17 protein-coding genes and 1 pseudogene are annotated in these 20,916 nt (G+C 65.0%); 4 read left to right on the top strand and 14 right to left on the bottom strand.

What is annotated here, in order from left to right:
• Positions 1–24: 24 nt before the first annotated feature.
• Positions 25–1,349: pseudogene (locus A7D17_RS14490) on the top strand (Smlt3024 family type IV secretion system effector).
• Between the two features lie 178 nt (positions 1,350–1,527).
• Here the strand turns inward: A7D17_RS14490 and A7D17_RS14495 are convergent.
• The 5 genes from A7D17_RS14495 to A7D17_RS22970 all read right to left on the bottom strand — a co-directional run bounded on the left by A7D17_RS14495 (position 1,528) and on the right by A7D17_RS22970 (position 4,498).
• A complete protein-coding gene (locus tag A7D17_RS14495) occupies positions 1,528–1,824 on the bottom strand; it encodes a type II toxin-antitoxin system RelE/ParE family toxin (protein WP_064509715.1) in 297 nt (98 codons plus the stop codon).
• A 1-nt stretch (position 1,825) separates the two neighbouring features.
• Entirely contained in the window at positions 1,826–2,110 is a 285-nt protein-coding gene (locus A7D17_RS14500; protein WP_064509716.1) for a ribbon-helix-helix protein, CopG family, read from the bottom strand.
• A gap of 201 nt (positions 2,111–2,311) precedes the next feature.
• Positions 2,312–2,527, bottom strand: a complete 216-nt coding sequence (locus tag A7D17_RS14505) for a hypothetical protein (RefSeq protein ID WP_064509717.1) — start codon at positions 2,525–2,527, stop codon at positions 2,312–2,314.
• Between the two features lie 174 nt (positions 2,528–2,701).
• On the bottom strand, positions 2,702–3,994 hold the full coding sequence (locus A7D17_RS14510) for an adenylosuccinate synthase (RefSeq protein WP_064509718.1): 1,293 nt from the start codon (positions 3,992–3,994) through the stop codon (positions 2,702–2,704).
• 303 nt (positions 3,995–4,297) lie between these two features.
• Positions 4,298–4,498 (bottom strand): DUF2065 domain-containing protein, encoded by a 201-nt coding sequence (locus A7D17_RS22970; protein ID WP_082861999.1) that lies wholly within the window; start codon positions 4,496–4,498, stop codon positions 4,298–4,300.
• A 333-nt stretch (positions 4,499–4,831) separates the two neighbouring features.
• Here A7D17_RS22970 and A7D17_RS14515 point away from each other — a divergent pair, with 333 nt between their 5' ends.
• Positions 4,832–5,941, top strand: coding sequence for an acyltransferase family protein (locus A7D17_RS14515; protein ID WP_064509719.1), 1,110 nt, complete (start codon positions 4,832–4,834; stop codon positions 5,939–5,941).
• 118 nt (positions 5,942–6,059) lie between these two features.
• Here A7D17_RS14515 and hflC read toward each other — a convergent pair whose 3' ends face one another.
• From hflC to A7D17_RS14540, 5 genes are all read right to left on the bottom strand, one after another.
• Positions 6,060–6,923: a protease modulator HflC gene (gene hflC, locus A7D17_RS14520; RefSeq protein ID WP_064509720.1), complete on the bottom strand. Its 864-nt coding sequence runs from the start codon at positions 6,921–6,923 to the stop codon at positions 6,060–6,062.
• On the bottom strand, positions 6,923–8,056 hold the full coding sequence (gene hflK, locus A7D17_RS14525) for an FtsH protease activity modulator HflK (RefSeq protein WP_064509721.1): 1,134 nt from the start codon (positions 8,054–8,056) through the stop codon (positions 6,923–6,925). Before hflK ends, hflC begins: the two co-directional genes overlap by 1 nt.
• Before the next feature lie 862 nt (positions 8,057–8,918).
• Positions 8,919–9,305 (bottom strand): twitching motility response regulator PilH, encoded by a 387-nt coding sequence (pilH, locus tag A7D17_RS14530; RefSeq protein ID WP_029219344.1) that lies wholly within the window; start codon positions 9,303–9,305, stop codon positions 8,919–8,921.
• A gap of 635 nt (positions 9,306–9,940) precedes the next feature.
• The gene (locus A7D17_RS14535; RefSeq protein ID WP_064509722.1) at positions 9,941–10,837 is read right to left on the bottom strand and encodes a DnaJ C-terminal domain-containing protein; all 897 of its coding nucleotides are present in this window, start codon (positions 10,835–10,837) and stop codon (positions 9,941–9,943) included.
• Between the two features lie 396 nt (positions 10,838–11,233).
• Complete coding sequence (locus tag A7D17_RS14540; RefSeq protein WP_064509723.1) at positions 11,234–11,710, bottom strand: Hsp20/alpha crystallin family protein; 477 nt, start codon at positions 11,708–11,710, stop codon at positions 11,234–11,236.
• 163 nt (positions 11,711–11,873) lie between these two features.
• On the opposite strand from A7D17_RS14540, the gene A7D17_RS14545 reads away from it, so the two are divergent.
• Positions 11,874–12,356, top strand: coding sequence for a peroxiredoxin (locus tag A7D17_RS14545; RefSeq protein WP_064509724.1), 483 nt, complete (start codon positions 11,874–11,876; stop codon positions 12,354–12,356).
• Positions 12,357–12,398: 42 nt separating this feature from the next.
• Positions 12,399–12,959 (top strand): ferritin-like domain-containing protein, encoded by a 561-nt coding sequence (locus A7D17_RS14550; protein WP_064509725.1) that lies wholly within the window; start codon positions 12,399–12,401, stop codon positions 12,957–12,959.
• A gap of 274 nt (positions 12,960–13,233) precedes the next feature.
• Here A7D17_RS14550 and pbpC read toward each other — a convergent pair whose 3' ends face one another.
• The 4 genes from pbpC to A7D17_RS14570 form a co-directional block, all read right to left on the bottom strand.
• A complete protein-coding gene (gene pbpC, locus A7D17_RS14555) occupies positions 13,234–15,624 on the bottom strand; it encodes a penicillin-binding protein 1C (RefSeq protein ID WP_425479603.1) in 2,391 nt (796 codons plus the stop codon).
• A 120-nt stretch (positions 15,625–15,744) separates the two neighbouring features.
• The gene (locus A7D17_RS14560; protein WP_064509727.1) at positions 15,745–16,539 is read right to left on the bottom strand and encodes a CPBP family glutamic-type intramembrane protease; all 795 of its coding nucleotides are present in this window, start codon (positions 16,537–16,539) and stop codon (positions 15,745–15,747) included.
• 273 nt (positions 16,540–16,812) lie between these two features.
• A complete protein-coding gene (locus A7D17_RS14565; protein WP_064509728.1) occupies positions 16,813–17,763 on the bottom strand; it encodes a glycerophosphodiester phosphodiesterase family protein in 951 nt (316 codons plus the stop codon).
• Between the two features lie 153 nt (positions 17,764–17,916).
• Complete coding sequence (locus A7D17_RS14570) at positions 17,917–20,880, bottom strand: TonB-dependent receptor (RefSeq protein WP_064509729.1); 2,964 nt, start codon at positions 20,878–20,880, stop codon at positions 17,917–17,919.
• Positions 20,881–20,916 lie beyond the last annotated feature (36 nt).

Consider the following 20,916-nt stretch of genomic DNA (forward strand, 5'->3'; position numbering starts at 1 on the left):
TAGCGTATTTACAGGGAGTAGCCGGTGAGCGGACTGAGTGAGCAGGATCTGGAATTCTTTCCAACTATGCAAATAAAGGCAATCGCGAGCTGTATTGGAACTATCTCTCGCAGCTTGATGGAGCAGACGGCTATGGGACGCTGGCATTAGGCGTCGTGCGCAACGACAGCTTGCCAGGGCAAGTGGCTAACAATTACGCGCAAGACTATGCCAAGACACAGCGCGATACTGGCTCGCGCTTTGCCAATGCTGAATTGAGCGAACGCCAGTGGGAAGAGTTCGGGCAAACGCTGCTCAAGAAGGATTTTGAGCTTCGACAAGCTTGGTTCGACAAAGAGCGTCCGGATATGGCACTGAACCTTCCCGGCAAGGACGTCATGCGAGCACACGACCAAGCCTTCCTGGACCATGAGCTCGACCCCAACTGCTGGACGCCCCGCGTGCTCCTGCAAGCGGCCCTGGAAAAAAGCGGCCCCCAGAAGCTGGAACAGATCTGGACCAACATGCTCGACAACGAGCACTTCGGCGCCACCCGCGTCGGCAACACGAGCTACGAGACCGTTGCGCAGATGGGCATGATGGCCGGCAGCCAGTACCTGGCCAAGCTGGGGACGACCGAAGCGATCCAGATGCTGGAAGGCCGCTCCGCCGTCGACCCCAACGTGATCGGCAGCAAGAGTTTCTATGCGATGTACTTCGAAAAAGAGCAGAAATGGGTGAACGTCAGCGCAGGCGGCGGGCATCTTTCCATGTGCGAAGAGACCAATCCCGGCCGTATCGCCGAACTCGACGATACCCGCGCCGTCCGCATGGAACGGCAGCACAAAGCCACGCAGTTTCATGAAGACGATCCGCACCGTTCCATTACCCGCAGCCCGCTCACGGCATCGGTCGATGGCCTGCCCGATCGGACGCAGGCACCTACCAAACTTGCCGATATCGGCCCGGGCCACCGTGACTACGCCTTGTTGCAACAAGTCAGCGCAGGCGTCAACGCCATCGATGCGCAAGCAGGGCGCACACCGGACGAGAACAGCGAGCGTCTCATTGCCAGCGTGATGACCCTCGCCCGCCAGAACCATCTGGACCGCGCCGATCACGTTGTACTGAGCCAGCAGACGGCCGACAGCCCGGCCGGCCGCAATGTGTTTGTGGTGCAGGGTGAGTTGAACAACCCGGCGCACCTGCGCGCCCACATGCCAACCGACGTGGCCGTACAAACGCCGGTGGAAAAATCGCTGCAACAGCTGGAAGTGGCCACTACCGATCGCCAGCAGGCGTTGGCGCAGAGCCAGCAGCAGGAGGCGGACAATCGGCAGCGTGAGAGTGCGTCGATGCGCATGGGATAACGGCGCTAGGCGGGTGGCGAGGCAGTGCGGCGGCTTCTTGGGCTATGGCGTGCAGGCGATACCGGTTGGCAACGTCGGCGTGGCGCGCGACGATCTCCAGCACCGGCTTGTGCGGGTCGGGTGGCAGTGCATCGAATAACAGGGGCGCCGGGCTACAGCGATCAGAGAACTGCGAACATCACGGCCCCGCAAAGCCCGCCTCACGTTGCGAGCGAACGGCCAGCACCAACACCGTGTCGATCTGCGCGACATGGCAGTACAGCGCCAGATAGCCGTGCGCGCAGTGACCGATCACCAGTTCGCACTTGTCGCCGCCGGCCGGCCGGCCGATCAGCGGATTGGTTTCCAGCACATCGATTGCCGCAATGATTTCGTGCAGGCGTGCTGCGACATGTGCGGCTTCATGGCGCTGGAGGTGGTCGAAGATCCGCTCGAGATCCTGTGCAACCTCCGGCGCCAGCTCGATACGCGCCATGCTACCGGGCTAGTTTGCGGGCCGTGGGACGTTTTGCCGGCTCGCCGGCCATGCGCTTTTCCAGATAGCCACGCATGTCGTCCCAGGCGATGGTCTTCCCGGACGCCACGATGCCAGCATAACGCTGCTCGGCAACCGCATCGAAATCGGCACGACGCTCGACCGATTCCGCCTTTTCGGCGATCGCTTCCAGGATGAAACCATGTGACGTCGTGCCGCCCCGCTTCGCTGCTGCAGCAACGCGCATCTTGAGTTCGTCAGGAAGACGGATGGTTGTAGTGCTCATGAAATCCTCGAGCTTATGGGTGGCGCACGCGCGAATGTAGCACAACCGTGTCACAGCACCTTGCATCTACACCGCATGCCGGTTGCCGGCCTGCTCGGAAGCGCCCCTGCCGGGTGGGCGCCTACGCGCCTCTCCCAGGGCGGACCGGGGCACTCCACTGACAGCGTGGAGCACCTAAAGCACCGCAACCATGCGTGCGGGTCAGGGTCCCCTCACTTCTGCTTTTGCAAGCACGCCTCGCTCCCACCTCCAGGTGAGGTGACTGCCGGCGCGGCAAAGTGAGTCAATGGCGGGGTGGCTGAGCTCGGCGATGCGCGGCACCTTGGTGGTGATGGCCAATGTGGCGGTAACCGGTGCGGATTCAGCGGCGTGGGCGGTGCCGGTCAGGGCGATGACGATCGCCAGGGGAAGACGCATGCGAGCTCCCGTGGACGGGGCAGAGGCGCAGGCTGGGCGGTGCCGGCGATGACCCGTGCTCGCGCATCGCCAAAGGTCTTGCCAGTGCTCAGCGATCCTCAAATGCCAACGGCCCGGACAAGCCGGGCCGTTGGACGATGCCGCGTCTGGCGTCTGGCGTCTGGCGTCAGCCGATCAGGCGAACGGATCCTGCAGCACCATGGTGTGGTCGCGGTCCGGGCCGGTGGAGACGATCGAGATAGGGCAGCCGGCCAGTTCTTCCAGCGCGCGCAGGTAGGCGCGTGCGGCGGCTGGCAGCTTGTCCCACTCGGTGATGCCGTGGGTGTTCTCGGTCCAGCCCGGGAACTCCAGGTACACGGGGGTGCACTCTTCCCAGCCCTGCGCGTCCAGCGGCGCATATTCGGTGCGCTTGCCGCGGTATTCGTAGGCGATGCAGACCTTGAGCTTTTCCATGCCGTCCAGCACGTCGAGCTTGGTGATGCACAGGCCGGAGATGCCGTTGATGGCCACCGCGCGCTTGAGCGCAACGATGTCCATCCAGCCGCAACGACGCGGCCGGCCGGTGGAGGCGCCGTACTCGGCACCGCGGTCGCGGATGCCCTGGCCCACGTCGTCGTCCAGCTCGGTCGGGAACGGACCACCGCCCACGCGCGTGGCATAGGCCTTGGCGATGCCCAGCACGTAGTCGATGGCATCGGCGCCCACGCCGGTACCGGCCAATGCGCCGCCAACGGTAGTGTTGGAGCTGGTGACGTACGGATAGGTGCCGTGGTCGATGTCCAGCAACGCGCCCTGCGCGCCTTCGAACAGCACGCGCTTACCCTGCTTGCGCAGGTCGTGCAGGATGCCGGCCACGTCCGACTTCATCGGCTGCACGTAGTCGCCGAAGGCCAGCGCTTCGTCGAAGGTCTTCTGGAAGTCCACCGCGTCCACGCCCAGGTACTTGGTCAGCACGAAGTTGTGGTAGTCCAGCGCGGTGCGCAGCAGTTCTTCCAGCTGCGCCGGGTAATGCAGGTCGGCGATGCGGATGCCGCGGCGCGCCACCTTGTCTTCGTACGCCGGGCCGATGCCGCGGCCGGTGGTGCCGATGGCCTTGCCGCCGGCGGCCTTTTCGCGGGCCTGATCCAGGGCGATGTGGTAGGGCATGATCAGCGGCGCGGCCGGGCTGATCTTGAGGCGCGAACGCACTTCCACGCCGGCAGCTTCCAGCTCGCCAATCTCCTTGATCAGCGCCGCCGGGGAGATCACCACGCCATTGCCGATCAGGCACAGCGCGTCGTCGCGCAGGATGCCGGACGGAATCAGGTGCAAGACGGTCTTCTTGCCGTTGATGACCAGGGTGTGGCCGGCGTTATGGCCGCCCTGGAAGCGGACGACCGCACCGATCTCTTCGGTAAGCAGATCGACGATCTTGCCTTTGCCTTCATCGCCCCACTGGGCACCGAGCACGACAACTGACTGACCCATGACGGGTGAACTCCTGAGTTTTGCTGCGGCCATCGGGGCCGCGGGATGGGACCGGTTCGGGGCCGGCGGCGCCACCGTGCGCGCAGCTCCATCGGGGAGCGTTGCAGCGGCGACCAGCCCGGACACGGAAAAAGCCGAACGGAGTGCTCTGGTTGGAGCGTGCCCGGCCGGCTTTTGTGCATTATCCGGGTTTCGGGTGACGTGCACTACCCCTGGCGCCGATGCCCCGGATCAGGGCGGTGCCCGAGACTACCGGGTCTGGTCTCAGTAGGGAGCTGGCCCGCACCCGCGCCGCCAGCTCGCTCAATGGCGGACGATCCACAGCGCGATAGCACCAAGCGCCAGGGTGACTCCGCCAATGGCACGCAGATGGGCCGTGGGCAAGCTGAACAGTTGCTCGACCATGTGTTTCCACTGCCTGGGCGCGGCGAACAGCAGCAGGCCTTCAATCACAACAATCAGGCACAGGGCGGTCAATAGATCATGCATGAGGGAGCACCGCATCAGGGCTCCGAAGTGTGCCTGCTTGCCAGGCCCACGGAAATGGCGTTACCGCCCAGTTCCGCTTCTGCCGGCGTTGGCCGCGCCTGACTTCAAGACACAATGCTCGACTCAACCAGGAAGTAATGGCCTTCAACTGCGTCGAGGAAAGAGTCTGTCCGCAAGAGCAAGATACGGACGCGCCATTGCATGGATATCACTGAAGTCGCACTGATCGGTCACGGCTGTGCACGAGTTGCTCCTCTTCCATGACGCTCAGCTGTGTTGTAGTACGCGCCATTTGAGCTGGCGCGCCGCAACGCCTATTGTTGCGTCCTTTCTCACTGGCAAGGACGCATGCTTACGAACAATCGCCTGGTCTTCTTGGACGCACTTCGCGGGTTGGCCGCGCTGTACGTGCTGCTATTTCATGTCATGGCTATGCCGACCCCGACAATTTCGCCTGGCCATGTACTCACACCGGTACTGATGGCAGGGGGCAGCGGAGTTGCGTTGTTCTTTGTCATCAGCGCTTTTTCACTGTGTTACACGATGCCACGCCATGCCGCAACCGGCCGACCGCTGGCGAGCTTCTATCTGTATCGTTTTTTTCGCATTGCGCCACTATTTTATTGTTGGCTGGCCTTTTCTCTTTATCGGGATGGACGTGGATCCCATGCCGGACACGACTGGGCGGAAATCGCAGCAAATCTGACTTTCACCTTCAACTTCGTCCGCGGCTGGGAGGACGGCATCGTATGGGCCAGTTGGGCCATCGGTGTGGAAATGCTGTTCTACGCGGTGTTTCCGCTACTTTTCCTGGCTGTCAGAACCATGCGCGATGCCTCGGTGCTAGCGCTTTGCGCCATCACTGCTGCCGGTATGGCGGCTGCGGGACTTCTGGGAGAAGCAGGCACCGCTTTGATCGGCAACTACGGGCTACTGCGTCATTTCCCAGTGTTTGCGATTGGCTTGAGTACCTTCTTTGCCTACCGGAAACTCAGCGAGACCACGCCGGTCACCGCGAAGCATTGGGGTGCGGTATTGATCGCTGTCGGTTCGGTGGGTTTGGCTGGAACGATAACGTTACTGGCGTTGGCCATGATCGGCCCCACCACTTGCTGGATCGCTAGCGGGCTGATGTATGCATTGCTATTGGTGGGCATGTCGCAGTCGCCTCCACCCCTGGTAGTCAATCCGGCAACGGCTTTTCTAGGCAAGATCAGTTATTCGGTCTACCTGGGTCATCCCGTGGTGATTGCGATACTGGCGCCGCTGTTTCGGCGCATCCAGGACGCAACGCCAAGCCCCACAATCGCCTACGCAGGCTGTGCCGTCTTGACCTTGCTGGTTACGTTACCGATGGCAGCACTCACCTATCGCTTCATCGAGGCGCCGGCCATCGCCCTCGGCAAACGACTGGGCCCCAAGGTCGTGCGCACCACTGCAACTGTGGCAACAGTCTGATTGCGCTGGCAGGGCCCGCCGATGGGTCCAAGAGCAGCCTCAGTTTGATTGGCTGACGGACATATACCGCAAAAAAACGCCCGCATTACGCGGGCGTTTTCGGTTCAAGCAGAGCGACTCAGCGATCGCTCTTGAGGTACTGCAGGAACGGGTCGTTCTTGTCCAGCACCACCACGCCATTACCGTCGGTCATCGACTCGCGGTAGGCCTCCAGGCTGCGGTAGAAGGCGTAGAACGAGGGGTCCTTGGAGCCGGCCTGCCCGTAAATCTGCGCGGCTTGCGCATCGCCTTCGCCACGCAGTTTCTGTGCGTCGCGCTCGGCGTCGGCCTTGATCACCGTGCTCTCGCGATCGGCCTGGGCACGGATGGTCAGGGCCTGCTCTTCGCCTTCGGCGCGCAGCTTGCTGGCTTCCTGCTTGCGCTGGGCACGCATGCGCTCGTAGACGTCGGTAATCACCTGGCTGTCGGTCGGCAGGTCGATCTGCTTGATGCGCAGGTCGGTGATCTGCATCCCTAAGCCCTTGATGGCGCCGTTGATGGCCTTGAGCTGGCTGGCGATCAGCTCGCTGCGGTCGCCGGAGACCAACTGCTGCAGGGTGCGCGAGTTGATCTGGTTACGCAGCGAGTCGGTGATGATCGGGGCCAGGCGCGAGTTGGCGACCGATTCCTCGCCACCGGTGGCGCGGTAGAACGCCCGCACATCGGAGATGTAGCCTATGGCGAAGAAGTCCACGCTCACGTCTTTCTGCTCGGCGGTGAAGTAACGCGCCGGGGCGGTGTCCAGCACCTGGAAGCGGCGGTCGAACACGCGCACAGATTCCACCATCGGAATCTTGAAGTGCAGGCCGGGCTTGAGGTCGGCGCGCACCACGCGGCCCAGGTTGAGCACCATGGCGGTCTGGTCTTCGCGCACCACAAATACCGAGCCCATCAGGCCCAGCAACACGGCGACGATCAGGCCGATGACTAGCGAATTCTTCATTATTCGGTTCCCTCACGGCCGGTCGGACGCGGGCCGCGTTCCGGATTGCGGATGGCCTCGCTGCTGGCACTTTGCGGCGGGTTCAACAGCACGTCCTGCGGCACCATCGACGGCATGCCACTGTTACTGCTGCCACTGGTGTTGGCAGGCTTGTTGGCATCGGCCGGCAGCGGCACATAGATGACCTGACGGCCGTCGCTGCCGATCACCTTGCGGTTCTCCGACAACACCTTCTGCACGGTTTCCAGCCACAGCCGCTTGCGGGTGACTTCCGGGGCGCCGGCATACTGCTCCTGCAGCAAGGTGAAGCGGTCGGCATCGCCCTCGGCCTTGGAGATCACCGCCTGCTTGTAGCCTTCGGCGCCGGTACGGGTGCGTGCACCCTGGCCGCGCGCTTCCGGCACCACCTTGGCGGCATAGGCCTGGGCTTCGTTGATCAGGCGCTCGCGCACCTGCTGGGCACCGTTGACCTCGTCGAAGGCCGGCTTCACCTCTTCTGGCGGACGGGCGTCGGGCAGGGTCACGCCGGTGACGGCCAGGCCGGTGTTGTAGGCATCCAGCGCTGCCTGCAGGCGGTCCTTAGAGGCGATTGCCAGCGGACCGCGATTGTTGAGCACGGTATTGAGATCGGAACGACCCACCTGCTCACGCACGGCACTCTGCGCGGCCTGCTCCAGCACCAGGTCGGCATTGCGCGAACCGAACAGATACTTGCGCGGGTCGCTGATCTGGTACTGCACGTTGAGCGAGACGTTGACGATGTTCTCGTCGCGGGTCAGCACCGGCACCTGGTTGCTGAAAGTCTTGATCTCGGTGGCGTTGACCTTGCGCACCGACTCGATCGGCCACGGCAGCTTGAAATTCGGGCCAGGCTGCAGGATGCGCGAGAACTGGCCGAAGCGCAGCACCACGCCGCGCTGCTGCTCGCCGATGAGCTGGAAGCTGGAGAACAGCACCATCAGCACCACCGCGACCAGGATCCAGCGGCCTACGCCGCCGTCGAACAGCTCCTTCAATGGCGCAGGCAGGTTGCCCCAGCCCCCGCCATTGCCGCCGCCGCGCGGCCCCCAGGACCTGCGACGGTTGGGGTCCGGGCCATCTCCGCCCTTGTTGCCGGGTGTATTCCAGGCCATGCACGCTCCGTAATCGAGGGGCTGTGCGGGCCAGTCCCGCAGTGCCGCCGTGTTGTGTGATTCGCTGATTCTACTAGATGGGGCAGACCCGCCGTTTTGAAAGGCCCGGATCGGTGCACCGACGGTTTAGCCACTGGGGCGGATCGGGAGGCGCGCCGGGTGCCAGTCGGGACGAAGTAACCAACGGCATGCCTGCGCAAGCAGGAACCGGACGACCAGGCACGCCCTGCGCTGCGGGCTGGCAGCCAGGAGCGCGCTGTTGGCGCATCGGCGGTCTCGCCGCTGGGGCGGATCGGGAGGCGCGTCGGGTGCCGGTCGGGGCCGAGCAACCAGCGGCATGCCTGCGCGAGCGGGAATCGGACGACAGACGCCCCCTGCACTGCGGGCTGGCGGCCAAGAGCGCGCTGCTGGCATGGCGTACGCGTGCATGTCGTGCGCCCTGGTCAATAGCTCCGGCCTGCCGACGCTGGGCTGGCATGCTTGAGGGCGAGCGAATGCATCGGACACACATCCCTGTCGACCCAAAGATGCGCAAGCGTATGACCCTGCCTGAGGGGACCATGCGCGCCGCGATGATGGGCGATGCGCGCGAACGGAGGGATTCGGGGCAGCGGAGCCGTGACGGTTGCGGGCGGGCAAGCGATGCGCTGGTCGAAGGCCTGACCCACCCTGTTGAGTTGATGTGGCCAAGCGCAGCGAAACAAGACGCAGGCGGCGTTCGATGGCGCGCCTGCCCAACCCAGGCCGGATCGGCGCTGGCGATCGCTCCGCCCCTTTTCCGCACCCTGCCCTCTCCCGCAGGATCGGGCCGTGCTCTTCTTGCATGCGAAGCGCGTCGTCGAGGATCGCCTCGCCGAAGCGATCAGGCCGCCGGTGGTTCGTCCTTCTGATTGAACACGCGCTCCATCACTTCCAGCAGTTCGTCTTCGGAGAACGGCTTGGTGATGTAGGCGCGCGCGCCCTGGCGCATGCCCCACATGCGGTCGGTGTCCTGGTCCTTGGTGGTCACCAGGATCACCGGGATGTGCTGGGTGGTGGGCTCGCGCTTGAGCGTGCGCGTGGCCTGGAAGCCGTTGAGGTTGGGCATGACCACGTCCATCAACACCAGATCCGGCAGCGACTCCTTGGCCGCTTCCACGCCGGCGGCGCCATCGGTGGCGGTGATGGTTTCGTGTCCCAGCTTCTCGACGATGCGCTGAATCCCCAGCAGCTGCGACGGCGAGTCGTCGACGATCAGAATGCGTGCCATGTGTTTCCCCTAGTGTGCGGCGAGTGTAGTGCGCCGGCAGCGCTTTCGGTAGGTGGGCAGGACTAAAGGATTGGTGCCTGCCACGTGGTGCCACCCATGAGGGACTGACGCGCTGTCCTCGCCTTGTACACGACTGCAGGAGTAGAACGCAGGACAGGACTTGGCTGGATTCAACGCGGCCATCGACGGGGCGCGGCGTCGACTTCCTTCTCTCATCGGGAGCGTGTCCCTTCGCCCACTCGGAGAAGGTGGCGCATAGCGCCGGACGAGGGTACGGCCGCGGATGCGAGGGTGCAGATCGACGTCGAGTGCTGCACTTCTGTTCCACCGTACCCTCACCCCAACCCTCCCCCGGGGGGAGAGGGACTTACTCCCTTCTCCCACCGGGAACTTGTTTCCTTCTCCCACCCGGAGAAGGTGGCGCACAGCGCTGGAGGAGGGTACGGCCGCGATGCGAAGGTACAGGTCGACGGCGAGTGCCGCATTGCTGGTCTAACGCCCCCTCACTCCACCGCCTCGCTCCACGCCCCAGCCCGCGCCAGTGGCGCGCGTGTTCCGAGGCACGCGCGCCAGCGGCGCACAAGCCGTGCCTCATCGCCCCGCAGGGAGGGGCTTGCCTACAGTGCGGAGGAACCTCACACCGTCTCGCCAAACGCCTTGGCGAGGTTGCGATACGCCTTCTTCTGGGCATCGTCGGTTGGCGCCGGTGCCAGGATTTCCAGTTCCACGATCTGGTCGCCCGGAGTGGTGCCCGGCAGCCCGCGTCCGCGCAGGCGCAGCTTGCGGCCGGCCTCTGAATCGGCCGGCACCTTCAGCTCCACCGACCCGCCCAGGGTCGGCACGCTGATGGTGGTGCCCAGCGCGGCCTGCCAGGGCATGACCTGCAAGGTGTACAGGATGTTGCGCCCGTCCACCTCGAAGTGCGGGTGCGCGGCATATTCGATCTCCAGCAGCAGATTGCCGCCGCCATTGCCCTGCCCGCCCAGGCGGATCACCTGGCCGGGCTGCACGCCCTTGGGCACGCGCACATCCAGCTGCTTGCCGTTGATGGTGATGCGCACGCTGTCGCCCGAATGCACGGCCTCCAGCGGCACCGCCAGCTTGGCGCGGGTATCGCCGCGCGCCTGCGGGCCGGCTCCCGCGCCCGGACCGGCACCCGGGCCACGTGGCCGCCCACCGCGCTGGCCGGCGAACAGGCTCTCGAAGAAATCGCTGAAGCCGCCACCAGCACCGCCGTTGCCGAACACTTCCTCGAAATCGAAGCCCTGACCGCCACCGTAGCCAGGGGGAGCCTGGAATTCGTCGCCCGGGCGATAGCCCTGCGCCTTCAGCTGATCGTAGGCCTTGCGCTTGGCCGGATCGCGCAAGGCCTCGTAGGCTTCGTTGATGGCCTTGAACTTGTCTTCGGCGCCGGCTTCCTTGCTGACGTCGGGGTGGTACTTGCGCGCCAGCCGCCGGTAGGCGGTCTTGATCTCCGCATCGCCTGCGCTGGGCTCCACGCCCAGCGTTGCGTAGTAATCCTTGAATTCCATCTAATCACCTCTGGAAAAAAAACGGCCCGCAGCCAGGGCCACGAGCCAGTTCGAGGGTCGGCACTCGGTTGGCGCGGCCATGACAGCGGCAGCAACCGGTGCAGAGACATGTCGTCCCCGCAGATCCGGATACCAACCGCGCCGTGGCGCTGACGCAACTCAAGGTGCCAGCCGATCCATTCGCAGCCGGGCGGGCGACCGCGCCTATTCTACGGCGCGGCCGTCGCCGGGGGGCGAAGCCGATGGCTTCGCCCCAGGTCGATTGCCTTGCATTGGCTCGCCGCGTGGCTGCACCGGCGGCCGCCCTGGCGCTGTCGCGGTCCGGGCGCCGTACCTGGCCCGGACCGCGGCAGTTTCCGGGATCGGCCGCCGCGCAATCTCGCTGCGCCTTGCGGCTTACTGCACCGTGCCGCCGCTGGCATCCTGCCCGTTGCCGACCTGAATACGACGCGGGGTGGCCGCCGGACGCTTGGGAATGCGGATCTCCAGTACACCGTTGTGGCCAGCGGCGGTGATGCCGTCGGCATCGGCGCTATCGGGCAGCGCGAAGCGGCGATGGAAGCTGCCGTATCGGCGCTCGATACGCGAGAAGCGCTCGGTGTCGGTACTGGACTCGCCCTTGCGCTCGCCCTTGATCGACAGGATGCCCTTGTCCATCTGCACCTCGATCTGGCTCGGGTCGATGCCCGGCAGATCGGCATACAGCACGAAGTGATTGGCCTCTTCCTTGATATCCACGCGCGGCACCCACTGCGCGGTCACCACGGCCGATTCGTCGGTATCGCCGTTCTGTTCGAAGAAGCGGTCAAACACATGCTTGATCTCGTTTTGCAGGGCGTGCGTGGGCCACTGGGGATAACGAACGATGTTCATTGCAAGCCTCCAAAAGGTTGGGTGAAGGGCCGGCGGCGGTGGCGTGCACCGTTGCGCCGGCCATGTGCGTCAGATAGGCGTCGGGTTGCGGATTTCAAGCGCGTTGACGCGCTTTTCCCCTGGCCTTTTCTAGACTTCGTTCAGCCACACAGAGCCCCAGCCCATGACCATCGCCGTTGGTGACAGCATTCCCGAAGTGGTGCTCAAGCGCATGCGCGAGGGCATCGAAGCAGTCGACACCCATAGTCTGTTCGCCGGCCGCAAGGTGTTGCTGTTCGCGGTACCGGGTGCGTTTACGCCCACGTGTTCTGCCAAGCACCTGCCGGGCTACGTGGAGCACTTCGAGGAGTTCCGCAAACGCGGCATCGAGGTGCTGTGCACCGCCGTCAACGACCCGTTCGTGATGCAGGCCTGGGGGCGCAGCCAGTTGGTCCCCGACGGTCTGCATCTGCTGCCCGACGGCAATGCCGAACTGGCGCGCGCCCTGGGCCTGGAGATCGACGTCAGCGGGTCAGGCATGGGCCTGCGCTCGCGCCGTTACGCGCTGTATGCCGATGACGGCGTAGTCAAGGCCTTGTTCGTCGAAGAGCCCGGCGAGTTCAAGGTGTCTGCCGCCGATTACGTCCTGCAGCACCTGCCCGATTGATCCATTGATTCCCCCGTCCACTCAGAAGGAAAACGGCCAGCCATGTCCAATCAGCCAGCCAGCACCACCTCCGCCGGTATCACCGATACCGCCACCCTGCGCGCCCGCGCACGCAAGAGCATCGAAGACGGTGCCATCACCGAGAGCTACCACGCCGACCGCGAGAAGGTGATCGAGCTGCTCAATACCGCGCTCGCCACCGAATATGTGTGCACCCTGCGTTACTACCGCCACTACTTCATGGCCAAGGGCATGCTTGCCGACGCGGTGAAGGGCGAGTTCCTGGAGCATGCGCAGCAGGAGCAGGAACACGCGCACAAGCTCGCCGAACGCATCGTGCAGCTGGGCGGCGAACCCGACCTCAACCCGGATACGCTGACCAAGCGCTCGCATGCCGAATACAAGGAAGGCAGCGACCTGCGCGACATGGTCAAGGAAAACCTGATCGCCGAACGCATCGCCATCGACAGCTATCGCGAGATGATCGATTTCATCGGCGACAAGGACACCACCACCAAGCGCATCCTTGAAAGCATCCTGGCGCAGGAAGAAGAGCACGCCGACGAATTCGCCGACATGCTGGAAGGCTGGATCGGCGAGTAAGCCGAGCTGGGTGATGTGGTTTGGTCGATGCGTCTGGTGTACCGCTGTATCGACATCGACATGCTAGTGAAACAAACAGGGCGCCCGGAGCGCCCTGTTTGCTGTCTGCACTGCGCGGTGGCGCGTGGGCGACGTCGTTCCGACAGATACCCTGCGATGCGGAACGCCATGCCCTTGGCCATCGTTGAAACCGATGCTGGCGCGACGAGATTTCCGGGCAATGCCCGTCGCGCCCGGGTGCGCTCCTGCGACGACGTATTGTGGCCCTGCCCGTTCAACGCAAGACGCGAAAGCGCACCTGGGTCCATGCGCCATCGGCGGCCATGGCGGTCAGGGTGTGCGTCCCCACCTCGGCAAAATCGCGCTGAAACCCCTGTCGTCCGCTGGTCTGGGCGATCCATCGGCCATCCAGTAGCCAATCGATGCGCGCTTCACTGCCCAGCGCGCGCAGTTGCAGTCGCACCGGACGGGCGCTGTCGTTTGCGCGTGCCAGGGTGGCACGGTCACTCAGCCCGTCGATGCGCAGCACGCCGCCACCGGTCATGCGCCCATCGGGCAGGCAGTCGGCGGCCAGCGGCGGCAATTGCGCGGCCGCACGCTCGGCCGCGCTGAGCCAGGGCGACACTAGCGCCGGCCAGCGCGCCAACGCACGCGGTTCCCGTTGATGTGGCTGGGTGCATTCCTGCGACAACCGCTGGCCGCTGCGCGCGTCCACCTCGAACCGCAGCTGGCCGCTCTGCCATAGCCGCGCATCGCGTTCGGCAAAGGTGGGCGGCACCGCGCCCTCGAGCGTGTAGGCCTCGGCCCGGCGCGCGCACAGCGGCGGCGGCGTCTGCTCGGCCGCACCACCCAGCGGCCAGCAGATCTCCACCGGCTGCACCGTCGCAGGCATCGGCACCGGCGCGCTGTCGCCCGCGTTGCGCGGCAATGCATCGATGACTTCGAACATCAGCGGCAATGCAGTCACCGCGCCGTACTGCCCGGGCAGCGGCGTGCCGTCCGGCCGCCCCACCCATACGCCCACCGTGTAGCGACGCGTGCCGCCGACCGCCCAGGCATCGCGGTAGCCATAACTGGTGCCGGTCTTCCAGGCCACGCCCGGACGCGCGGCGGTGTCGAACGTGCCGCTGCCATAACCGGGGCGCGGGTTGCTCTGCAGGATCTCGCGCACGATCCAGGCGGCACCGGGCGACATCAGCCGGCGGTTGATCTGGGCATCGTCCGGCGTATAGCGCACATGCCCGGCAATGCCGCCTCGATTGAACGCCGCAAAGGCGCCTACCAACTCCTGCAACTGCGCACCGGTGCCGCCCAGGATCAATGCCAGCGATGGCGGTGTGCCACGCGGGAAGTGCAGCGCAATGCCGGCATTGGACAGCCGCGCGGCAAAGCGTGCCGGGCCGATGCGATCGAGCAGATCCACTGCCGGCACATTCAACGACAGGCGCAATGCAGTGGCCGCGCTCACCGGCCCATTGAACGCGGCATCGAAGTTGCCTGGCCGGTAATTGCCGAAGCTTTGCGGCGCGTCCACCAGCAGGCTTTCCGAATGGATCAGGCCATCGTCCAGCGCCATGCCGTAGAGGAACGGCTTGAGCGTGGAGCCGGGCGAGCGCCAGGCCTGCACCATGTCCACATGCCCGAGCCGCTTGCGATCGCCGAAGCTGGCCGAGCCGACATAGGCGCGCGCTTCCATGCTGGCGTTGTCGACCACCAGCAAGGCGGCCGAGGTGCGCTCGGGCAACTGCGAAAAATAGGTGCTCACGCGTTCTTCCAGTGTGCGCTGCAGCTCCACGTCCAGCGTGGTGACGATGCGTGCTGCACGTGGCTGGGCGCTGTGCAGGCGCTGCGCCAGCAGTGCGGCATGCAGCGGCGGCTTGAGCGACCGGGTCACCACCGGCTCGATGCGCGCATCGTCCACCTGCACGCGCGACCACACGCCCAGTTCCACCATGCGGTCGAGCACCTTGTCGCGCGCACGCTGCGCCGCTTCCGGGTGCCGGTCCGGGCGCAACCGGCTGGGCGATTGCGGCAACACCGCCAGCAAGGCTGCTTCTGCCTGCGAGAGCGCCTTGGCCGGCTTGCCCAGATACGCCCAACTGGCCGCCTCCACGCCTTCGATGGTGCCGCCGTAGGGCGCGCGCTCCAGATACAGCGTGAGAATCTCGCGCTTGCTCAGATGCGCTTCCAGCTGCAGCGCGCGCAGTAGCTGCTTGACCTTGCCCCACGGCGTGCGCGTGTGCGGGTCCAGGATGCGGGCCAACTGCATGGTCAAGGTCGAACCGCCGGACACGATGCGCCCGCTACCTAGCCACTGCCCACCGGCGCGCAGCAGCCCCCATGGATTGATGCCGGGGTGCCGCCAGAACCAGCGGTCTTCGTAGTTCAGCAACGCCTGCAGATACAGCGGCGACACCGTCTCCGGGGTGGCCGGATAGCGCCACACACCATTGCGGTCGGCGAACGCGCGCAACGGCGTGCCGTCGCGCGCCACCACCAGGGTGGAGGTGTCGCGGGATTTGGGTAGCGGTGGCGGGAAGCCCAGGTCCAGCACCAGCAACACGGTGAGCAGCGCGGCCGCGCTCCAGCGCAGCCATCGCAACCAACGGCAGCGACGCTGGGACTGTTGTTTCGGCACATGCGGGCGCGGCGGCGTCCGGTCCATCCCTGTCTGCGCCTGCGGTTGTTCGTCCATCGTGCAAAGCATGCAGGGCAAAACGCTTTTCGGCCACTGCCACGCGGTGCGGGCGGCGGTATGGCCACCGCCGGCTGACCAGCCGCGGCGCTAGGGATGCTGCGCCCGGGCAGCGACGACAGCGCTGTGTGCGGGCCGGGCAGGCCTGACGAAGGCACGCAGCAATCCCATTGCCAGAAACACCGCCGACAACCGCAGCGCCATCCCCAGCCAGCCACTGGCGGCCGAGTCGGACACCGCAAACACGGTCCACGCTGCGTTGAGCGAGACATGCAGCACCCAGCCGCTCCAGATCGTGTAGCCATCCTGCGCATCCACGATGGCAAACAGCAGCGCCCCGATCCCGGTGATGGCAAAGATCAGCAGTGCCCCACCGCCACCGCCCCCTGCCCCCAACCAATGCACACCGCCAAACACCAACGCCTGCAGCAGCGCGGCCAACGCCGGGCGCCAGGCAAGCGCGCGGCAGGCGAACACGAAGCCGAAGCCGCGGAACACGATCTCTTCGGCCAGCGGAAACAGCACCGCCAACCACAGCAGGCCCAGCAAATCGTCGGTACCGATCGCGGTGGCCTGCGTCCACAGGCCGATCCAGCACGGCAGCGTGGCAAGCAGCGTCAACAGCGGCCCACGCAGGCCATTCCAGCGCAGCCCCAGGCGCGCGAACAAATCGCCAGGCGTGCTGCGGTAGAGCAAGGCGGCCGCCACCAGCACGACGATGATGCTGAGCCCGTTGTCGAGGATCGCACCGCCATACGGCACCGGAATCCTGGGAATCGGCAGGCCGATGGCCTTGGCGATATCGCGCACCTGCAGCGCGACCAACAACACCGCCAGCCAGACAAAATGCCGAGCCAACGGCCAGGCGCGGAACGCGAGCGACATGCAGACATCCTTGAGCGCAACCGTCGGAGTCCGACTGTAGCCACTGCGGACCGATACCGGCAATAGCTTCCGCCTGGTCAAGCCGACCGCCGTGTTCGCCAACCCCTGCGAGTCGGCGGCACCCGTGCAGCCTGCATGCACTGTGGTTGTTGCACGCGACCGCTGCATCAGGCAGTCAGGCGCCTCTTGGCACCTGCTGTACTTGGTGACGCGGTGGCATTTGATTCGGCAGCTCGCCGATCAGCACGTCCACGACCGGCTCCTGCCAGGCGCTCAGCGTTTTTCCAGCGTCGCGCGATAGCGCAGCAACGCTTCCGGCGCATCGGTCTGGATGATGCTCACCCCATCGCGGTACAGGCGGCCCCAGACCTGGTCCGGGTTGCGTACCGCATCGGCATCGCCGCCATAGCCGGCGATAAACCCCTCCCACAACGAGTTGACCATCAACCGCACGTTGTGTGCCTTGCTGACCGCCGCCAGGGCGGGCAATTGCTCCGCGGTCATCCTGGGCAGCTCGAATGCCATCGGGCGTGCGTTGCGGGTTTGCGCCTTGGCAATCGCGGCCAGATCGGCAGTGCCGTGCGCATTGATCAGGATCGGGAAGAAGTACACGGTGTTGAATGGCAGCATCCCCGCCAGCGGCGGCGTGGCGATGCCGGCTTCGGCCTTGACGATCACCTGGTGCTGCATCCCCAGACGCGCGACTGCATCCACCACCTGCACGTAGATCGCATCCTTGACGTCCAGATTCAGCAGGATGCGGCCCTTGGAAGCGGCCAGCATCTGCTCCAGAGTGACCACGCGCTGGTCGGTCAGAGGCGCCTGTGCGCCGCCTTCATCGCTGCGCAGGCGCAACTTCTGCAGGTCGGCCAGGGTCAGCTCCGACAGCTTGCCGGTGCCGTCAGTGGTGCGGTCCACGGTGGCATCGTGCAGCATCACCAGCGTGCCGTCGGCGGCACGGCGCACGTCGGTTTCCATCACATCGGCGCCGATCGCGATGCAGCGCTCCAATGCGGACAGTGAGTTTTCCGGCGCGGTATCGGCGAAGCCGTGCTCCGGTGCCGGCGCATGACACCCGCGATGGGCCACCACCACGATGCCGCCCTGCGGATTACTCAGGCGTGCCTGGATGGCGGCCACGCCGGCCGGCGCTGCGCCAGCTGCAGTGGTGGTCATGGCCGCGCATAACAGTACAGCGAAGACGGCAGCAGGGTGCAAGGACATCGGAACAACTCCAGGTGAAGGGAAGAACGCACTGCACGTCCGCCAGCGCAACATGCGGAGTGCGAACGATCAGTACATGCGCCAACGGTACAGGCTGACATCACCCGCCTGAGGCATGCAGGCCGCAGCGAACAACGGCCTGTTGCCCACGGATCACAATGCGGGGGTAAACCGCAGACCAACCCAATAGGTCGTCGGCACCGAGTAACTGTCCTTGAGCAGGTTCTGCCCCGGGCCGGTCACGCTGGTGATGCGGCTATGGGTGAGATTGCTGACCTGGCCGACCAGGCTGAGTTGCTTGCTGATGGCATAGGTGGCGGTGAAGTCCAGCTGCGAGCGCGGCGACCAATACAGGTCCTGCCAATCGATATTGCTGACAATGGCACGCAAGGCCTTGCCTTGCCGGTTGTAGGCCGCACGCAATTCCAGCCCGCCGGTGTTGTAGAACACCGTGGCGTTGGCGGTGTAGTCCGGTTGGCCGACCAGGTTGTCGAGCTTGCGCTCACGCTGGGTGACATTTGTGCCGCTGCCCACGCTGTACGGCACGTCGAGGCTGCCATCGAGCACGGCAACATTGGCACTGAAACCCACACCGCTGAGCCACGGCGCAAGCGGTGCCAGCGTATTGACGATGCCGTTGAATTCCACCCCGCGGATGTGCGCCTTGGCGGCATTGGCCGGCGTGCTGATCAATGCATTGGCGTAGGTGGTGCCGTCGAAGGTGAAGCTGTCGGTGCGCGAGAGCGTGAAGATCTCGTCCTGGATGCGCTTGTCGAACACCGCCGCAGAGGCGAACGCATCGAAGTCGCCGGGCAGGCGCCATTCCAGCGACAGATCCAGATTGTTGGACACACGCGGTTTGATGTCCGGGTTGCCGATGGTGACGGTGACCCCTTGCGCGTTGGGATTGCCGGCGTCGGTCGTGTTGACGAAGCCGATCGAGGTGCGCGCCGCATACGCATCGTACGGCGGACGGCCCAGCGTACGGCTGGCGCCGGCGCGCAGGTCCAGCGCATCGGTCAGGTGGTAGGTGATGATGGCCGAGGGCAGCAGATAGTCGTAATCGGCACTGGTCGGCTTGTCGACATAGACGTAGCGGTTGCTGGCGGCATCGAGTTGGCGCTGGCGGCCCACTGTGTCCAGTTTGGTGCTATCCAAATGCACACCGGCCTGCACGTTGAGCCGATCGCTGCGATAGCTCACCAGCCCATAGCTGCCGAAGGTCTTTTCGGTATGGGTAAAGTTGTCCTGGTTGCTGAAGGCCTGCTGGTCGGTGCTGTTGAAGGCGCTCAGCGGCGTTGCCGCCAGTACGCGGTTGGCCTTGTCCGGATCGATGGTGATCAGGTTCAACCCGGCGTAACGCATCGGTGCCCGGCCGGTGCCCGCCACATCGGCCAGGCCAAACGCAGGCGCGCTGGTATTGGGCTGATATTCGACGCGATAGATGGCGTAGGACGGCTTGTCGGTGGTGTACGACACGCCTGCCGCAAAGCCGACGCCCTGGTCGCTTTCGCCCTGATTGAAGCCATAATCGAGCCGTCCGGTGAGGATGCGATCGGCGGCGGTGCGTTTGTAGTCCGGCCGCCAGTACGACAGGCTGTAGTTGTCCAGGTTGTTATAGGCCTGCGGCGACACCCCGAAGCGCTGATCGAACCCGGAGGTGTCGTAATTGAATGCGTAATTGGGCGTGGCATTGAGGGTCACGCCACTACCGGTCTGGCCCACCGGCACCGCTGCGGCGCGGCTGATGCCGGTGGCGTACTTGATCATGCGGATCGGCTCGTCGTAGGTGGCATCGGACCACGCGCCGCGCGCCGAGAACTGCTGCCGATCGGTCGGCCGCCAGATCGTTCCCAACTGCGCGACCTTGGTGCGCGTGGTGACGATCTGATTGGAATATCCCACCTCGATGTCGCCTCCCGGATAACGGCCGGAGGTGGCGGTCTGATTGAACACCTGGTTGCCGTTGCGCGGGTCGATGATGACCTCGTTACGCTCCATGTTGTCCTTGAAATAGTAGTAGCCGGCCATGGCATAGGCTTCGAGCGCCGCGCTGGGGCGCACCTCGAACTTGCCGGTGACGCCATAGCGGTCGCGCTGGTTCTGCACGTACCAGTACTTGTCCTGCTGCGGCACCGCCCAGCCATTGCCGAGATTGGCGCCGGTCTGCAGCACGCCGTTGTTGTCGTAGAACCCGTAATGCACCGTATCGGTGGTCATATGGGTTTCGGTGTAGCTGCTGAGCGTCTGGTAGTTGGCCGACAGCGTAAAACCGTACTGCTGCTCGCTGCCGAAGGTGCGGCTGCCGGTCGCATTCAGGCGATACCCCGGGTCGTCCTGATCGCGCGGCTTGCCAACATCGTTGGCGTGGCCGAGCGCGGCTTCGGCACTGAAGAACGGCTTGCCGCCGTTTTCGAACGCGCTGCGCGTCTTGAGGTTGATCCCACCGCCAGTGGCATTGGGATCCAGATCCGGCGTAAACGTCTTGACCACCTGCAACTCGCTGACCATCGAGGCCGGCAGCAGATCCAGCCGCACGCCGCGGGTGATCGACCCGAGCGTGCCGTTGGGCGTGCCGGGAGAGGCGATGGTCAAGCCATCGATGGTGACGTTGTTGTACGACGGTCCCAGGCCGCGCAACACCGGTGTGGCCGCCTCGTCGCGCGGATGCTCGTTGTCGGTGGCCGGCAATACCGACAGGCCGGGAACGCGGCGCAGCGCTTCCACAATCGTGCTGTCCGGCAGTGCGCGCACATCGGTGGCACTGATCACATCGGTGATGTTGGTCGCCGCCCGCTTGCTTTCCACCGCTGCTACGTTGGCGCGCCGTACGCCGGTGACCTGCATGGCATCCAGTGTCTGCACACCAGGACTGGCCGGCGCGACGGAGACAGCGTCAGCCGATACAGAGCTGGCTGGCGACTGCGGATTCGACGGTTCCGGCGGCGTTACCGTCTCGGGTGCATTGCCCTTTGCCATTTCGGGCGGTACAGCCGGCGAGGTGGGCAATGCCGCCTTGGAAGAGCCGAAGGCCTGCGCTTGCACGCCCGGGCAACAGGCGGTAATCGCGATGGCAAGAACAGACAGGTGCAAACGGTAAGAGTCGGAGCGCTGCATGAAATCCCGGAATTGCGCAGCAGAAAATGCTGCGCC

The sequence above is a fragment of the Xanthomonas floridensis genome, assembly GCF_001642575.1.
Taxonomy (GTDB): Bacteria; Pseudomonadota; Gammaproteobacteria; order Xanthomonadales; family Xanthomonadaceae; genus Xanthomonas; species Xanthomonas floridensis.

Excerpts from the sequence above, each read along its gene's own strand:
- A7D17_RS14495 (WP_064509715.1), bottom strand. The coding sequence starts at position 1,824 with ATGGCGCGTATCGAGCTGGCGCCGGAGGTTGCACAGGATCTCGAGCGG.
- A7D17_RS14500 (WP_064509716.1), bottom strand. The coding sequence starts at position 2,110 with ATGAGCACTACAACCATCCGTCTTCCTGACGAACTCAAGATGCGCGTT.
- A7D17_RS14505 (WP_064509717.1), bottom strand. The coding sequence starts at position 2,527 with ATGCGTCTTCCCCTGGCGATCGTCATCGCCCTGACCGGCACCGCCCAC.
- A7D17_RS14510 (WP_064509718.1), bottom strand. The coding sequence starts at position 3,994 with ATGGGTCAGTCAGTTGTCGTGCTCGGTGCCCAGTGGGGCGATGAAGGC.
- A7D17_RS22970 (WP_082861999.1), bottom strand. The coding sequence starts at position 4,498 with ATGCGGTGCTCCCTCATGCATGATCTATTGACCGCCCTGTGCCTGATT.
- A7D17_RS14515 (WP_064509719.1), top strand. The coding sequence starts at position 4,832 with ATGCTTACGAACAATCGCCTGGTCTTCTTGGACGCACTTCGCGGGTTG.
- hflC (WP_064509720.1), bottom strand. The coding sequence starts at position 6,923 with ATGAAGAATTCGCTAGTCATCGGCCTGATCGTCGCCGTGTTGCTGGGC.
- hflK (WP_064509721.1), bottom strand. The coding sequence starts at position 8,056 with ATGGCCTGGAATACACCCGGCAACAAGGGCGGAGATGGCCCGGACCCC.
- pilH (WP_029219344.1), bottom strand. The coding sequence starts at position 9,305 with ATGGCACGCATTCTGATCGTCGACGACTCGCCGTCGCAGCTGCTGGGG.
- A7D17_RS14535 (WP_064509722.1), bottom strand. The coding sequence starts at position 10,837 with ATGGAATTCAAGGATTACTACGCAACGCTGGGCGTGGAGCCCAGCGCA.
- A7D17_RS14540 (WP_064509723.1), bottom strand. The coding sequence starts at position 11,710 with ATGAACATCGTTCGTTATCCCCAGTGGCCCACGCACGCCCTGCAAAAC.
- A7D17_RS14545 (WP_064509724.1), top strand. The coding sequence starts at position 11,874 with ATGACCATCGCCGTTGGTGACAGCATTCCCGAAGTGGTGCTCAAGCGC.
- A7D17_RS14550 (WP_064509725.1), top strand. The coding sequence starts at position 12,399 with ATGTCCAATCAGCCAGCCAGCACCACCTCCGCCGGTATCACCGATACC.
- pbpC (WP_425479603.1), bottom strand. The coding sequence starts at position 15,624 with ATGGACCGGACGCCGCCGCGCCCGCATGTGCCGAAACAACAGTCCCAG.
- A7D17_RS14560 (WP_064509727.1), bottom strand. The coding sequence starts at position 16,539 with ATGTCGCTCGCGTTCCGCGCCTGGCCGTTGGCTCGGCATTTTGTCTGG.
- A7D17_RS14565 (WP_064509728.1), bottom strand. The coding sequence starts at position 17,763 with ATGTCCTTGCACCCTGCTGCCGTCTTCGCTGTACTGTTATGCGCGGCC.
- A7D17_RS14570 (WP_064509729.1), bottom strand. The coding sequence starts at position 20,880 with ATGCAGCGCTCCGACTCTTACCGTTTGCACCTGTCTGTTCTTGCCATC.